We start from the raw sequence: 14,175 nt of genomic DNA on the forward strand, positions 1-14,175 counted from the left end.
GACCTGAGCGCTGCACTTTGCATCATTGCACCAGTAAAAACACAAACGCCCCGAATCAATCGAGGCGTTTGTATTGAACCGGTTCAGTTCAGAACGTTTTCACACAGTCTGCTCGGGGCGCTTTTTTGTGTCCGCTCGCGGCCTTAGTCGGCACCAGCGAAGCCGTTCTGTCGCCAGGCCTCGTAAACGGTGACGGCCACGGTATTGGATAGGTTCAGGCTGCGGCAACCAGCGCGCATGGGCAGGCGTACGCGCTGCTCGGGTGGCAGGGCGTTGCGCACCTCTTCTGGCAGGCCACGGCTTTCCGGGCCGAACAGGAAGGCGTCGCCGGGCTGGTAGGCGATCTCGTGGAACGGTTGCGAACCCTTGGTGGTGAAGGCGAACAGGCGCGGGTGGTCGAGGCTTTCGAGGCAGCTCTGCAGGTCCGGGTGACGCTTGAGCGTGGCGTATTCGTGATAATCCAGGCCGGCGCGGCGTAGCCGTTTGTCATCCAGCTCGAAGCCCAGTGGCTCGATCAAATGCAGCTGGCAGCCGCTGTTGGCGCACAGCCTGATAATGTTGCCGGTATTGGGCGGAATTTCCGGTTGAAAGAGGATGACGTGGAACATGCAACACTCCGAGCGCTGGGACGAGCGCCATTCTACGCCGCCTGAAGATCCACGGCCTCGTTTGCGCTGGCGTTTCATGGCATCGGTGATGCTGATCGCCTTTCTCGTCGGCATGATGATCGGCCGGGTATTCGATCCGCCGCGTCTGCGTATTGAGGACGTCGAGGCTTGGGAGCAGGGGTTGCAGCTCTGGTTCAACCGTGAGCCGCAAGCCCAGGCCGAGCATGTCGACGGCGCTCTGGTGTATCGCTACGAAGATGCCTACGGGAAAGTGCGCGAGGGGCAGTTGAAACTGCCGCTGGGCCTGGTGAACTGGCGGGTGGAGCGCGACGGGCGGGATCTGCTGCTGGTGCTGGTATCGCCCCGTCCGCTGGACGGGGAGTGGCGCGGTGCGCAAGAGGATGGACGTTGGCGTGCACGACTGGCACTGCGTCCCAAATAAAGAAGGGGATTCCCCGGCCTGCCTGTACCAAGGTCCCCGAAACGGGTGGCGCCGTGCTCGTTGGCCGAGCAATGGCGCGTTACACAGGACGCGCGGTGGCGTCGAATAAAGAAGGGGATTCCCCGGCCTGCCTGTACCAAGGTCCCCGAAACTGGGATTGCCTTAGCCTATGCAGGGCGTGTGCCAGTTTTATTACCAGCGCTGCAAGTCGCGGTTTTTCGGGGTTGAGGCCATCGGGCGAGGGCCTGCGGCGCCATTTTCAGCGCCGCTGTGCACCAGCGTGCAGCGTGATGCACCGTTGGCGCACCACGCTGTGTTCCCGCTGTTAGCGCGGCAGTAGCTGCAGGGTGCCCTGGCTGTTGGCTTTGACGTCGGCGTCGCTCAGGTGCTGCCGCTGATATTCGCCCGCCACGTGGGCGGTCGCCTGATCGCCATAGTGGGCATCGAACGGCACGCCGCTCTGGCCAACAGGAATACCACCCAGGGCCTTGTCGGCGTCACCCAGATCGACCAGACGCCGGGTCGAGGGGCCGTAAACCACCGGCCAGGGCGCTGGCCCTACCTTGTGCGACAGGTTGTTCGGCGTCTCATGGCCGCCCGGAGCGGCCATCGGGCCAACGTTCAGCAGCCAGGCCAGCGGCTGCTGTTGGCCAAGCGGGTGACTATGGGTGAGGGTATGACCACGGCCCCAGGTCCAGGCGGCGGGATCATTACCGAGTACGCTGCGCAGGTGGTCCAGGCTGGCACGCCAGGCCTCTGCGACGATCTGCGCGCGGCTCTCGCGTTGCTCGCTACCCTGACGATTCCACCAGGGTGAATCGGCATTGGCGGTCAGGCGCGGCAGGGCCGTGTCGAGCACGCGGGTCTGCAGCAGGCTGTCGAAGAACACCTCGCCCAGCTCGTCGGCCATGGCTTCGTGGGCAAGCTGATAGGTCAGCTGGTTGAACAAGGTGGCGGCCACGGAGTCGAGCTCGTGGTCGCCATTCCACTTGGCCAGTTGCTCCACCAGCGCGCGCTCCTCATCGTTCGCCGCCGCTGCGCGCAGCTCGTCGAGGATCGGCGCCAGCAAGCGCGGACCATAGCCGGTACCGGTGTCCAGCTGCAGCGCCTGGCTGTTTTGCGTGTTCCATTTCACCGAGGCATCGCTCAGGCGCTGGTTGAGGCGCTGACCGCGATCGGGCAGGTTGTAGTAGCCGGGAATCTCGATGCCGCTGGCCGGTACCGGCTGATAGTTGGCCGAGAGGATATAGCCGCGCTCTGGGTTCTCTTCCTGCGGGTTGTCGCTGAAAGGGTGATAGCCGAGTTTGTCCGCTTCAGCGCTCGCGCCATCGAGGATAAAGGTCGGGTTGACGCCATCCGGGCGCAGCGGCAGCTTGGCTGCGGCCCACCAGGCGATGTCTCCGCTGGCGCCGGCCCAGAGCACGTTGAGGCCGGGGGCCTCGATCTTCTCGACGGCGGCGCGGGCCTTGTCCAGGCTGTCGGCGCGGCCCAACTGGTAGAAGGCGTCGAGCATCGGGTTATCGGTTTCGAGGAAGGCCCACCACATGGCGATCGGCGTGCTGCCGCTGGTCTGGCCCAGGGCATCGTTGATGATCGGCCCGTGCGGCGAGCGGCGCAGGGTGATCTGAACCGGCTCGGCGCCCTTGACCTTGATGCTCTCCGTACGTTGTTCGAGGTCGACCCAGTTGCCCTGGTACCAGACCTGGTTGGGGTTGTCCGGGTTGATGCGCTCGGCGATCAGGTCGAGATCGTCGTTCTGGAACATGGTCAGGCTCCAGGCGAAGTCACGATTGTGGCCAAGCATGGCGCTGGGAATCAGTGCGTGGTGGTAGCCATACAGCTCGTAACCAGGCGCCTGCAGGTGCGCTTCGTACCAGACGGCCGGCAGCGAGAAGCGAATGTGCGGGTCGCCTGCCAGCAGCGGTTTGCCGCTGGCGGTGCGGCTGCCGGATACCACCCAGGCGTTACTACCTTCGAACTGCGGCAGGCCGGTGCCCTCCAGAGCGCTGTTGCTGAGTTGGGCGAGGGCGGAAAGATCCTGCCAGTCGCCGGCGGCCAGGGAGGTGCCAAGCACGCCCTGCGGATGCCAGTCGAGGTCGAACAGTTTGAGATAGTCCGCGCCCAGCTCGTCACGAATATGGGTCATCAGCGGTTCGGTGCGCAGGGCTGCGGCGAAGCTGTAGGCCATGTAACCAGCGACGCTGAGCGTATCGGCTGCGGTGAACGGGCGTGGCTCGATGCCCAGCAGGTCGAACTCCAGTGGCCGTGGGCGGCTGGCCTGGTACTGGTTGACCCCTTCCAGATAGTGCTTCAGCGCCTGGGTGGACGGGCTGTTGGGATCCAGCCGAGCGGCATAGGCATCGGCATGGCGGCCGATTTCCAGGGTACGGAACAGACGGTCAGTGGGCACCAGCTTTTCGCCGAGCACTTCGGCCAGTTCACCGCGCGCCAGACGCCGCAGCAGCTCCATCTGGAACAGACGATCCTGGGCGTGCACGAAACCCAGAGCGCGGTACATGTCCGCCTCGCTCTCGGCGCGGATGTGCGGCACGCCGCGTTCGTCGTAGTCGACCGTGACCGGCGCCTGCAGGGCGGCGAGTACCAATTCGCCATCGCGCTGCGGTTGCTTGTCGTGCAGGTACCAGGTCAGGCCGCCTGCTGCGGCGGCAACCAGCAGGGCAAGGGCGGTCAGGGAGCGTTTCATCCAGCTATCCTTATTGTTGTGGGGCAAGCGTGCGAGCATTTTGCGCGGGCGCCCTGGCGTCGGCATTGACCATATGCCTCGATGCTTAAAGTCTATGGTCAAAGATCGCTGGAATCCCCATGCCCGATAACGCCTTCGTCGCCCTCACGCACTCCTCGACCTTGCGCCGCCTGCTCTACGAGGCGTTGGCCGCGTTGGGGTTCGACCCGACCGACACCTACCGCCGCGCCTACGCCGGCGTGGCGCTGGCGGCACCGCTGCTGGAGGCGCGAGAGGAGCACGACAACGCGCCGCGCTTCTGGCAGGCGCTGGAGGGTATCAGCGGGGATGTCGACATTGGCCTGCACCTGGGTGAGGTGATGCAGCCACGGCCGATGGATGTGGTCAGCTACCTGCTGTTGGCGGCGCGTGATCTGCGCCAGGGCCTGCAGGCTTTCGTGCGCTTCCAGCACATCCTCTCAGGCGGTTTTGCCGCACGGCTGGAGGAGCAGGGCGATGAAGCGCGGCTGGTGATCGACCTCAACTACCGCGAGGTTGGCTCGTTGCGTCAGCAGATGGAATGTCTGGCCGTGCTGCTGAGCAAGATGCTGGCGTCCGCAGGCGGCGAGATTCCGCTGTTGGGAGTGGAGTTTCGCCATCGCGCGCCGCGCAAACTTGCCGAGCATCGTCGCCTGCTCGGTGTCGAGCCGCTTTTCTCGCGGCCGCACGACGTGCTGATCCTGCCCCGGGCGCTGCTCTCGCGGCCCTCGCGCAGTGCCAGCCCGCGACTGTTCGAAGTGCTCAGTGAGGAAGCCGAGAAGCAGTTGGCCGGTTTGGTGGAAAACCAGTTGCTGGTGCGGGTGCGCTATTGGCTGGAGGTCAACCTGGGCACTGCTACCTGTAGCCTCGAGGCCTGTGCGCTCGCTCTGGGCAGCAATCGCGGTGCATTGCAGCGCGCCCTGAGCGAGCAGGGCAGCAGTTTTCGTGCATTGCACGACGAAGTGCGGCGTCTGCGTGCGTTGCGCCTACTGGATCAGGGGCTTGGTGTGCGCGAAGTGGCACGGGCCTGCGGCTTTGCCGAACTGTCGCCGTTCTATCGGGCGTTTCGCCGCTGGCAGGGCGGCACGCCACGTGGTCTGGTATCGCGCCACGGCTCGACTGGCGGTTGAGGCGCGTTCGTGGGTTAGCGACGCTGGAGGACGCCGCGGAGGTGGTGCGTCGCGTAACCCACCAGGCGGTAGCTCGTATTGCGCCGATGGTGGGTTACGACGCCTCAAACAGGGCTAATCGTCCGGTAAGCGCGACAGGCGGCTAACCCACCCTGCGTTGCTCGGGGCTCGTCAGTCGTTGCTCGGCTTGGCCCATTCGCAGAAGCACCCAACTGCCAGGGTATTGCTGGCATTCACCTTGCGCCCGGCCGCCAGCGCTTCGAGTATGGGTTCGATGAAGCTGTTGCTCGAGTTGCAGACCAGGCCTTCGCTATAGGGGCCGAAGTAGGCCAGCTGGCCCTGTTTGTCCCAGATCGCCACGGCGGGGCTGGCTGGCAGGTTGGCGCTGCCGGGCAGCTCGTCAATGGCCTGTAGCGCGGCCAGTTCGGCGGGCAGGCGGCCCTGGCTGCCGGGCTTCTGGACGACGTGAAATTGCACGCCTTGTGGCGTGTAGTGTTCGATGAGCTCGGCCAGGTGCTGCTGGTTGCCGACATTGCATGGACAGGCCGGGTCCCAGAAATGCACCAGGCGGATCGCACCGGGGCCGCTCAGCTCGTCGGGCAATTGCAGTTCGGCGCCGGAGAACACCGCCGCGCGTTCGTCGAAGGTGCGCAGGTAACGCGTTTCGAACCAGCGGTAGGCCAGCACCATGCCGGCCAGCCAGGCCAGGGCGAGCAGGGTGATGAGCAGGTTCTTGCGTGATAGGCGGGGCATGGCGCGGGCCGGGGGTAAAAAGGGCGTGTAGCTTGCCACGATGCGTCGGGCAGCTGAATATCGCAGCATTCGAGACGATGGCGTCGGTATCGACCGCGCGCCTCGCGCAACTTATGGAAAGCCCTATGTCAGAGCCGTTTCAGCCCGATCAATTGCGCCCCCTGCTGCGACCCTTGGCCGCAGCGCGTCTGGACTTGCCGGCGCTGCAGGCGTATCGCAGCTTCTACGGTTTCGACCTGGCTGCGCGTTTTGCCGGGTTGGATAACCGCCTCGGCAGCTTCAATGCCGCCGGCTACCAGATCGCCGTGCAGCTGTGGGCGCCAGCCGAGCCGCGCGGCACGTTGCTGTTGTTGCATGGCTATTACGACCACATGGGCTTGTACCGGCATGTGGTCGACTGGGCGCTGAGCATGAACTTCGCCGTGCTCGCCTGCGACCTGCCGGGGCACGGACTGTCAAGCGGCGCGCGCGCCAGCATCGGTGACTTTGCCGAATATCAGCAGGTGCTGGGCGGCTTGTTCGAGCAGGCCAGCGAGCTGGGGCTGCCGCAGCCCTGGCACCTGTGCGGGCAGAGTACAGGCGGGGCGATCCTGCTGGATTATCTGCTCGCGGACGGCAAGCGTCCGGAGCTGGGGCAGAGCATTCTCCTGGCGCCGCTGGTGCGACCGCGTGCCTGGGGCTGGTCGAAGCTCAGCTATCGGGTGCTCAGTCGGTTCGTCCGGGAAATTCCACGGCGCTTCAGCGATAACTCCAGCGATGCCACTTTCATCGATTTCGTACACAACCTCGACCCCCTGCAGCCACGCAGTTTGCCCACGGCCTGGGTGGGGGCGTTGGCCAAGTGGGTGCCGCATATCGAGGCGGCCAGGCGCAGCACGCACAGCCCGCTGATCATTCAGGGGGAGGCGGACATGACGGTGGACTGGCGCTACAACCTCGAGGTGCTGCAGAGCAAGTTCAATCAGCCGCAGATCCTGCGCCTGACAGAGGCACGTCACCATCTGGCCAATGAGAACGAGGGGCTGCGCCAGCGGTACTTCGATTTCCTGCGCGAGCGCCTGGCTTAGATGCCCTGTGGCGCCGGCTCAAGTTCGTTGGTGCTCATGCCCACGGCAAGGCCGGCCCGCAGCGCCTGCAGGGCGGCCTGGTAATAGGCTTTGCCCGCATCCGACTGGGCGAATTCGACGAACTGCTCCAGCTCGGGGTCGCTCAATTCGCGATAGACATGCAGCAGGGTGTTGTCGAGGTCTTGTTCGATCTGCGTCATCAGGCGTTCGCGCTGGCCATTGAGCAGCCCCTGGGCCTGGCCGCCACCGAGCAGGCCGGGAAGCATCTGGCTGAGACTGTCGGCCGCCACGCCGGCCAGCGCCAGGCTGACTTCGGCGCCGGCTTCCTTGGCTGGCAGTGCCTGCGCCAGATGGCGAATCAGCAGGCGCCGGGTGGCATCCGCGTCGGTGCGCGGCAGGCCATTCTCGTACTTGGCCAACTGATCGCGACGCGTGGCCAGCGTTTCGGCGGCGACGATCTTGCGTCCCAGTTCGGATTCGAAGAAGGCTAGCGCCGGCTGCGGGTCGGCCAGTTCCATGCCCAGGCTGTGCTGCGCGCGTTGGTCGATGGCGGCAGCGGCGAAGCGGCGATTGCTGTTATCTACCAGGGCCTGGAACACCGCCGGTGGCAGGGTGCTGCGGTAGCGCTGCTGGGCGGCGTCGAGTGCCTGGTTGAAATGTTCGCGCTGTTGCGGCCAACCGGCAGCCTGATACAGGCGCAGGTGATCGTCTGCCAGGGCCGGCAAGGTCAGGCCAATCAGCAACAGGGCAAACAGAACGCGCATCGAGAACTCCTTGGCAAACTTTCCTGGCCGGCCGCAGGGTGCTGCGGCCCGCTATTTTCGGTGGCTGAAAGGGGCTTGTCGAGCTATGTCTAGTGGGCCTTCCGCCGCTGTACAATCGCGCCATGAACGACACTGACCTGCAACACAGCTTTGCCAACCTTATCGACGACCTTGCCAGCCAGCGTTGGTCGTTTCTGGAGCTATTCGCCCCAGAGGTTCTGACCCGCGAACTGGCCGCCGAGTGCCGTAAGCGTGAGCGCAGCGGCGAGCTAAGTGCTGCCAGCGTTGGTCGTGGCAGCGCGCAGCAGGTGCAGGAGGGCATTCGTGGTGATCGCATCCAATGGCTGGAGGCGGGCCAGAGCGAGGCCTGTGACCGCTATCTGCAACTGATGGATGATTTGCGCCTGGCCCTCAATCGCGAGCTATTTCTGGGGCTCGAGGATTTCGAGTGCCATTTCGCCTCCTACGAGCCGGGCGCCTTCTACCTGCGCCATCTCGACCGTTTCCGCGATGACGATCGGCGCACGGTCTCGGCCGTGCTTTATCTGAATGAAAGCTGGCAGGCCGACCAGGGTGGCGCCTTGCGCCTGTATCTGAGTGATGGGCGTGAGCATGACGTATTGCCGCAGGCCGGCACGTTGGCGCTGTTCCTCTCCGGCGATATGCCCCATGAAGTGCTGCCGGCCACCCGCGAGCGCCGCTCGCTGACTGGCTGGTTCAGGCGCCGCGGCACCGACGTGCTCTGAGCGCGCGGGAGGACGTCGATGCAGAAGATACTGGTCAGCCGCTGCCTGCTTGGGCATCGGGTGCGTTACGACGGTGGTGCACATGGTCCCTTCGATCAGCTTCAGCAGTGGCTGGACGAGGGGCGCGTAGTGGCGCTGTGCCCGGAGGTGGCGGGCGGCCTGCCGACGCCACGTGCACCTGCGGAGGTAAGCGGTGGTCAGGGCAGTGCGGTGTTGGATGGTCGGCTGCCAGTACTGACGATCGAGGGCGAGGATGTCACGGCTGCGTTCGTCGATGGCGCCGAACAGGCGCTGGCGCTGGTACGTGAACACGGCATCCAGCTTGCCCTGCTCAAGGCGCGCAGCCCTTCGTGCGGCAATCTTGAAAACTACGACGGCAGCTTCAGTGGTGTGCGGGTGCCGGGCGAGGGTGTGACAGCAGCCCTGCTGAAACGAGCTGGGGTGAAGGTGTACAACGAAATGCAGTTGCACGAAGCGGCCGCCGAGTTGACGCGTTTGGAACAAGGCGGCGCTTTAGAGTCGTAGGAGCGAGCTCTGTTCGCGAACATGGTCCACTTCGCGAGCAGAGCTCGCTCCTGCAGGTCTGCCCGCTGACGTGTTGCAGATAAAGAAAAGGGAGGCCGAAGGCTAGCCGTTGGGGAAATCTGTTGAAAGATTCCCCGATGGCCTGCGGTTACGGGCCCTATAAGCAAAAATTCCCAGCCGAGATATTTTCTGCTGGGGACTTTTGCTTTTTGGCTTTCAGATCATGACGTTAGCGATCTGCATCAACAGATTAAGCCAACGCCTTGGGCCGAAGCCTCCCTTTGTTCATTTCTGCATACCGCCGACGCGCAGCAGCTCCGGTTTAGAACAGAACGCGGCTGCGGATCGTGCCGTTGACGTGCTGCAGCTTCTCCAGAGCCAGGTCGGAGTACTCGGCGTCGACGTCGATCACCACGTAGCCGACCTTGTCGTTGGTCTGCAGGAACTGGCCGGAGATGTTGATGCCGTTGTCGGCGAACACCTTGTTGATCTCGCTCATCACGCCCGGAACGTTTTTGTGGATGTGCAGCAGGCGGTGCTTGCCCGGGTGCGCCGGCAGGGCCACTTCCGGGAAGTTGACCGAGGACACCGAGGTGCCGTTATCGCTGTACTTGACCAGCTTCTCGGCTACTTCCAGGCCGATGTTGGCCTGAGCTTCGGCGGTGGAACCACCGATGTGCGGGGTCAGGATCACGCGATCCAGGCCACGCAGCGGGCTTTCGAACTCTTCGTCGTTGGACTTGGGCTCGACCGGGAACACGTCGATGGCCGCGCCGATCAGGTGTTCGTCCTTGATCGCATTGGCCAGGTGGTCCAGCTCGACCACGGTGCCGCGTGCGGCGTTGATCAGGATGCCGCCCTTCTTCATCGCACGGATTTCCTTCTCGCCGATCATCCACTGGGTGGATGGCAGCTCAGGTACGTGCAGGGAGACGATGTCGCACAGACCCAGCAGCTCATACAGATCGCCGATCTGTGTAGCGTTGCCCAGCGGCAGCTTGGTCACGGTGTCGTAGAAGAACACCTGCATGCCGAGAGCCTCGGCCAGTACCGAGAGCTGGGTGCCGATCGAGCCGTAGCCGACGATGCCCAGCTTCTTGCCGCGGATTTCGAAGGAGTTGGCCGCCGACTTGATCCAGCCACCACGGTGGCAGGAGGCGTTCTTCTCGGGAATGCCGCGCAGCAGCAGGATGGCCTGGGCCAGTACCAGCTCGGCCACCGATCGGGTGTTGGAGTAGGGCGCGTTGAATACGGCGATACCGCGCTCGCGGGCAGCGTCCAGGTCGACCTGGTTGGTACCGATGCAGAAGCAACCGACAGCGACCAGCTTCTTCGCACAGTCGAAGACCTCGGCGGTCAGCTGGGTGCGTGAGCGAATACCGATGAAGTGCGCATCGGCGATCTTTTCTTTCAGCTCTTCGCCTGACAGCGCGCCCTTGAGGTACTCGATGTTGCTATAGCCGGCGGCCTTCAGAGTGTCCACGGCATTCTGGTGGACGCCTTCGAGAAGAAGGAACTTGATCTTGCTCTTGTCGAGAGAGGTCTTGCTCATCGGAGTACCTGTTGTCCCAGGGATGTTTTCAGGGAAGGGCTGAGAAGCTCAGCCAGCGCCCGTAGATCACCGCATAGCTCGATTCACGGGGTGCGTATGCTAGCATGTTCGCCTTTTTCAATGCTCGGTTGCGACCTGAATGGTTCTCAGGGCGACCATGAATCCTTTGAGAGTTCAGTAGATGACCACCCCTGCCCAGATCGAAGAGCTGAAGACCCTGGTTGAACCCGGCAAGGTACTGACCGACGCCGATTCCCTGGAAACCTACGGCAAGGATTGGACCAAGCAGTTCGCTCCGGCACCTTCGGCCATCGTCTTCCCCAAGACCACCGAGCAGGTACAGGCCATCGTGCGCTGGGCCAATCAGCACAAGATCGCCCTGGTGCCGTCGGGCGGTCGCACGGGGCTATCCGCCGCTGCGGTGGCCGCCAATGGCGAGGTGGTGGTGTCGTTCGACTACATGAACCGCATCGTGGAGTTCAACGAGTACGACCGCACCGTCGTTTGCCAGCCGGGCGTGGTGACCAAGCAGCTGCAACTGTTCGCTGAAGAGAAGGGCCTTTATTACCCGGTGGATTTCGCCTCAAGCGGTTCCAGCCAGATTGGTGGCAACATCGGCACTAATGCCGGTGGGATCAAGGTGATTCGCTATGGCATGACCCGTAACTGGGTCGCCGGCCTGAAAGTGGTCACCGGCACTGGCGAACTGCTTGAGCTGAACCGCGACCTGATCAAGAACGCCACCGGCTACGACCTGCGCCAGCTGTTCATCGGCGCCGAAGGCACGCTGGGCTTCGTCGTCGAGGCCACCATGCGCCTGGAGCGTGCGCCGAAGAACCTCACCGCGATGGTGCTCGGCACGCCGGATTTCGATTCGATCATGCCGGTGCTGCACGCCTTCCAGGGCAAGCTCGACCTGACCGCCTTCGAGTTCTTCTCCGACCGCTGCCTGGAGAAAATCCTCGGCCGTGGTGACGTGCCGGCGCCGTTCGAGAGCCGCACGCCGTTCTATGCCCTGCTGGAGTTCGAGGCGCTGAACGAGGATGTGGCCAACGAAGCACTGGCGACCTTCGAGCACTGCGTCGAGCAGGGCTGGGTGCTCGACGGCGTGATGAGCCAGAGTGAGCAGCAACTGCAGAACCTGTGGAAGCTGCGCGAATACATCTCCGAGACCATCAGCCACTGGGTTCCTTACAAGAACGACATCTCCGTCACCGTCGGCCAGGTACCGGCCTTCCTCAAGGACATCGACGATATCGTTTCGGCCAACTACCCGGATTTCGACGTGCTCTGGTACGGCCATATCGGTGACGGCAACCTGCACCTGAACATCCTCAAGCCCGAAGCGCTGCCCAAGGAAGACTTCTTCGCCAAGTGCGCGGTGGTCAACAAGTGGGTGTTCGAGATCGTCGAGAAATACAACGGCTCGATCAGCGCCGAACACGGTGTTGGCATGACCAAGCGCGATTACCTGCAATACAGCCGCTCGGCTGCCGAAATTGCTTATATGAAGGCGATCAAGGCGGTGTTCGATCCCAACGGGATCATGAACCCCGGCAAGATCTTCGCCTGATCGCAGACGCCCGCCTGACAGCGGGCGTTTTCGTATCCGGCCCCGCGTCGGTTAAGGTACGGCACCGGCCACAAGCCGCCATGCCCACAATATAAACAACACAGGAGTCGGTGATGAGCTATCAGCACCAGTACGTCGACGGAACCACCGTCCACTTTCCCCTTGGCAAGGTCGTGTGCATCGGCCGCAACTACGCCGAGCACGCCAAGGAACTGAATAACCCGGTGCCCAGCGAACCCTTGCTGTTCATCAAACCGGGCTCCTGTGTGGTGCCGCTCGATGGCGGTTTCGCCATTCCCGATGATCGCGGTTCGGTGCATTACGAGGCGGAAATTGCCGTGCTGATCGGTAAGCCGTTGTCGAAGACGCCGGACGCCGAGGAAGTGCGAGACGCCATCAGCGGCTTCGCCCCCGCGCTGGATCTGACCCTGCGCGACGTGCAGGCCAAGCTCAAGGAGAAGGGCTATCCCTGGGAAATCGCCAAGAGTTTCGACGGTGCCTGCGTGCTGGCGCCTTTCGTGCCGGGCGATGCCATCGAGGATCTGGCTGACATCGGCATTCGCCTGGTGATCAACGGTGAAACCCGCCAGGACGGCAATAGCCGCGACATGCTCAACCCCATCGTGTCGATGATCCAGCACATGGCCGGGCACTTTGCCCTGCAGCCGGGCGACGTCATCCTCACCGGTACGCCGGTAGGCGTGGGTGCGTTGAACAAGGGCGACGAGCTGGTGTTGGAGCTGGTCGGTCACAGTCGCTTCATCAGCCGCGTGCTATAAGACGCGCTCAGCGCCTGAGCGCTGAAGCCAGTCGCCGTCCTCCTCTCTGGACGGCGGAACTCCTCTCGACAGCGGATGTCGGATTGCCATCATGCAGCCGAGCCGTAGCCGATGTCCGCTCTCCTTCGTAAGATTCGCCGCCCCCGCTACTGGCTTTCAGGCCTGGCAGTCGTCGCCTTGGGTGCGCTGACGCAGACCCAGCACTGGGATGACCGCGCCCAGTTATGGCTGCAGGAACGCTCGACGCCATTGGTTGATCGCCTGGCCAGTGTCTGGTTGCCGGGTTACCGCGCGGTGATCCAGGCCAAGGCGCTGGCCGGCCTGGAAAAGGACGAGACCTCAGGGCTGACCTATAACCCGCAGACCGGCACCTTGTTCACCGTCACCGGCAAGAATCCCCTGCTGGTGGAGCTGTCGCGTGAGGGTGAAGTCCTGCGGCGCATCGAGCTCAAGGGTTTCGCCGACCCGGAAGGCGTGGAGATGATGGACAACGGTCGGATGGCCATCGTCGATGAGCGGCGTCGTCAGCTCACCACATTCACCCTGGGCGACGATGATCTCGAATTGAATGCGGCCGATTTCCCCGGCTTCGACCTGGGCTTCGCCGAGTCAGGCAACAAGGGTTTCGAAGGGCTGGGCTGGGACTCACGTAGCCATAGCCTGCTGCTTGGCAAGGAGCGCAGTCCGCTGAGGTTGTTCAGCATGCCGTTCCCGGGAGCTGACGATGACGTTGGGGGCTTGCACCCGTTGGCATCCGGTAACCTCGGCCTGCGCGACATTTCCTCATTGAGCGTCGATGAGCGCACGGGCCACGTGCTGGTGCTCTCCGATGAGTCGCGCATGTTGCTGGAGATCGATCGCGCTGGTCAGCCGGTCAGCTTCCTCAGTCTCAATGCGGGTTTCAATGGTCTGGAGCAAGGCATCAAGCAGGCCGAGGGGGTAGCTATGGATGAAGAGGGCAACATCTATATCGTCGCCGAGCCCAACCTGTTCTATGTCTTCAGTAAACCGGCGCCGGATGCCGGATGAGCGCCCGTGACGGATTCAGTTTCGATTAAGCGTCGATTCAGTCTGGCTTCAGCTAGCGGCACTAATCTGACCCCGTCACTTACGAACAACGAGGTTCACACCATGAAACGTACTGCTCTCGCTCTGATGGTTCTGCCACTGCTCAGCACCGCCGCTTTCGCCACTGGTTACACCGGCCCTGGCGCCACCCCGCAGATCACTACCGTGGCTGCCGCGCTGGAAGCTGCTGACGACACCCATGTTGTGCTGGAAGGTCAGATCGTCAAGCGTCTGCAAGATGAGCTCTACGAGTTCAAGGACGCTACTGGCACCATCCAGGTGGAAATCGACGACGAAGATTGGCCGGGCCAGAAAGTTTCTGAAACCGCCAAGGTGCGCCTGACCGGTGAAGTTGACAAGGACCTCAATAGTCATGAGATCGATGTCGATCGCGTCGAACTGATCAACTGATCGCGATATCCCGCCCGCCCGCCACGTTAAGCCCG

At 63.2% G+C, this 14,175-nt stretch carries 14 protein-coding genes; 9 read left to right on the forward strand and 5 right to left on the reverse strand.

Annotated elements, in window-relative coordinates; translation table 11 throughout:
* Positions 1-143: 143 nt before the first annotated feature.
* Positions 144-608, reverse strand: a complete 465-nt coding sequence (trmL, locus tag ACNFCJ_RS16430) for a tRNA (uridine(34)/cytosine(34)/5-carboxymethylaminomethyluridine(34)-2'-O)-methyltransferase TrmL (RefSeq protein WP_106733373.1) — start codon at positions 606-608, stop codon at positions 144-146.
* Between trmL and ACNFCJ_RS16435 the strand changes: the two genes are divergently transcribed.
* On the forward strand, positions 607-1,050 hold the full coding sequence (locus tag ACNFCJ_RS16435; RefSeq protein ID WP_416772465.1) for a hypothetical protein: 444 nt from the start codon (positions 607-609) through the stop codon (positions 1,048-1,050). The two genes, trmL and ACNFCJ_RS16435, sit on opposite strands and share 2 nt — an antisense overlap.
* 325 nt (positions 1,051-1,375) lie before the next feature.
* Here ACNFCJ_RS16435 and ACNFCJ_RS16440 read toward each other — a convergent pair whose 3' ends face one another.
* On the reverse strand, positions 1,376-3,754 hold the full coding sequence (locus tag ACNFCJ_RS16440) for a penicillin acylase family protein (protein WP_416772467.1): 2,379 nt from the start codon (positions 3,752-3,754) through the stop codon (positions 1,376-1,378).
* 119 nt (positions 3,755-3,873) lie between these two features.
* Between ACNFCJ_RS16440 and ACNFCJ_RS16445 the strand changes: the two genes are divergently transcribed.
* Positions 3,874-4,902 (forward strand): AraC family transcriptional regulator, encoded by a 1,029-nt coding sequence (locus tag ACNFCJ_RS16445; RefSeq protein WP_125874374.1) that lies wholly within the window; start codon positions 3,874-3,876, stop codon positions 4,900-4,902.
* A 171-nt stretch (positions 4,903-5,073) separates the two neighbouring features.
* On the opposite strand, the gene ACNFCJ_RS16450 is transcribed toward ACNFCJ_RS16445, so the two are convergent.
* Positions 5,074-5,655: a DUF6436 domain-containing protein gene (locus ACNFCJ_RS16450; protein WP_125874373.1), complete on the reverse strand. Its 582-nt coding sequence runs from the start codon at positions 5,653-5,655 to the stop codon at positions 5,074-5,076.
* A 125-nt stretch (positions 5,656-5,780) separates the two neighbouring features.
* Here ACNFCJ_RS16450 and ACNFCJ_RS16455 point away from each other — a divergent pair, with 125 nt between their 5' ends.
* The gene (locus ACNFCJ_RS16455) at positions 5,781-6,722 is read left to right on the forward strand and encodes an alpha/beta hydrolase (RefSeq protein ID WP_125874372.1); all 942 of its coding nucleotides are present in this window, start codon (positions 5,781-5,783) and stop codon (positions 6,720-6,722) included.
* Here the strand turns inward: ACNFCJ_RS16455 and ACNFCJ_RS16460 are convergent.
* Positions 6,719-7,486 (reverse strand): hypothetical protein, encoded by a 768-nt coding sequence (locus tag ACNFCJ_RS16460; RefSeq protein WP_125874371.1) that lies wholly within the window; start codon positions 7,484-7,486, stop codon positions 6,719-6,721. The genes ACNFCJ_RS16455 and ACNFCJ_RS16460 overlap by 4 nt on opposite strands.
* Positions 7,487-7,608: 122 nt before the next feature.
* Here ACNFCJ_RS16460 and ACNFCJ_RS16465 point away from each other — a divergent pair, with 122 nt between their 5' ends.
* Positions 7,609-8,232, forward strand: coding sequence for a 2OG-Fe(II) oxygenase (locus ACNFCJ_RS16465; RefSeq protein ID WP_125874370.1), 624 nt, complete (start codon positions 7,609-7,611; stop codon positions 8,230-8,232).
* A gap of 18 nt (positions 8,233-8,250) precedes the next feature.
* The gene (locus tag ACNFCJ_RS16470) at positions 8,251-8,757 is read left to right on the forward strand and encodes a DUF523 domain-containing protein (protein WP_125874369.1); all 507 of its coding nucleotides are present in this window, start codon (positions 8,251-8,253) and stop codon (positions 8,755-8,757) included.
* 322 nt (positions 8,758-9,079) lie between these two features.
* On the opposite strand, the gene serA is transcribed toward ACNFCJ_RS16470, so the two are convergent.
* Positions 9,080-10,309 (reverse strand): phosphoglycerate dehydrogenase, encoded by a 1,230-nt coding sequence (gene serA / locus ACNFCJ_RS16475; RefSeq protein WP_106733365.1) that lies wholly within the window; start codon positions 10,307-10,309, stop codon positions 9,080-9,082.
* A gap of 181 nt (positions 10,310-10,490) precedes the next feature.
* Between serA and ACNFCJ_RS16480 the strand changes: the two genes are divergently transcribed.
* The 4 genes from ACNFCJ_RS16480 (at position 10,491) to ACNFCJ_RS16495 (ending at position 14,140) form a co-directional block, all read left to right on the forward strand.
* A complete protein-coding gene (locus ACNFCJ_RS16480) occupies positions 10,491-11,882 on the forward strand; it encodes an FAD-binding oxidoreductase (protein WP_416772471.1) in 1,392 nt (463 codons plus the stop codon).
* A gap of 113 nt (positions 11,883-11,995) precedes the next feature.
* The gene (locus tag ACNFCJ_RS16485; RefSeq protein ID WP_416772473.1) at positions 11,996-12,661 is read left to right on the forward strand and encodes a fumarylacetoacetate hydrolase family protein; all 666 of its coding nucleotides are present in this window, start codon (positions 11,996-11,998) and stop codon (positions 12,659-12,661) included.
* A 111-nt stretch (positions 12,662-12,772) separates the two neighbouring features.
* Entirely contained in the window at positions 12,773-13,690 is a 918-nt protein-coding gene (locus tag ACNFCJ_RS16490) for an SdiA-regulated domain-containing protein (RefSeq protein ID WP_416772475.1), read from the forward strand.
* 102 nt (positions 13,691-13,792) lie between these two features.
* Entirely contained in the window at positions 13,793-14,140 is a 348-nt protein-coding gene (locus ACNFCJ_RS16495) for a NirD/YgiW/YdeI family stress tolerance protein (RefSeq protein WP_179574759.1), read from the forward strand.
* Positions 14,141-14,175: the final 35 nt, after the last annotated feature.

The organism is Pseudomonas sp. NY15364 (assembly GCF_048068235.1).
In the GTDB taxonomy this organism is placed as follows: domain Bacteria; phylum Pseudomonadota; class Gammaproteobacteria; order Pseudomonadales; family Pseudomonadaceae; genus Aquipseudomonas; species Aquipseudomonas mendocina_D.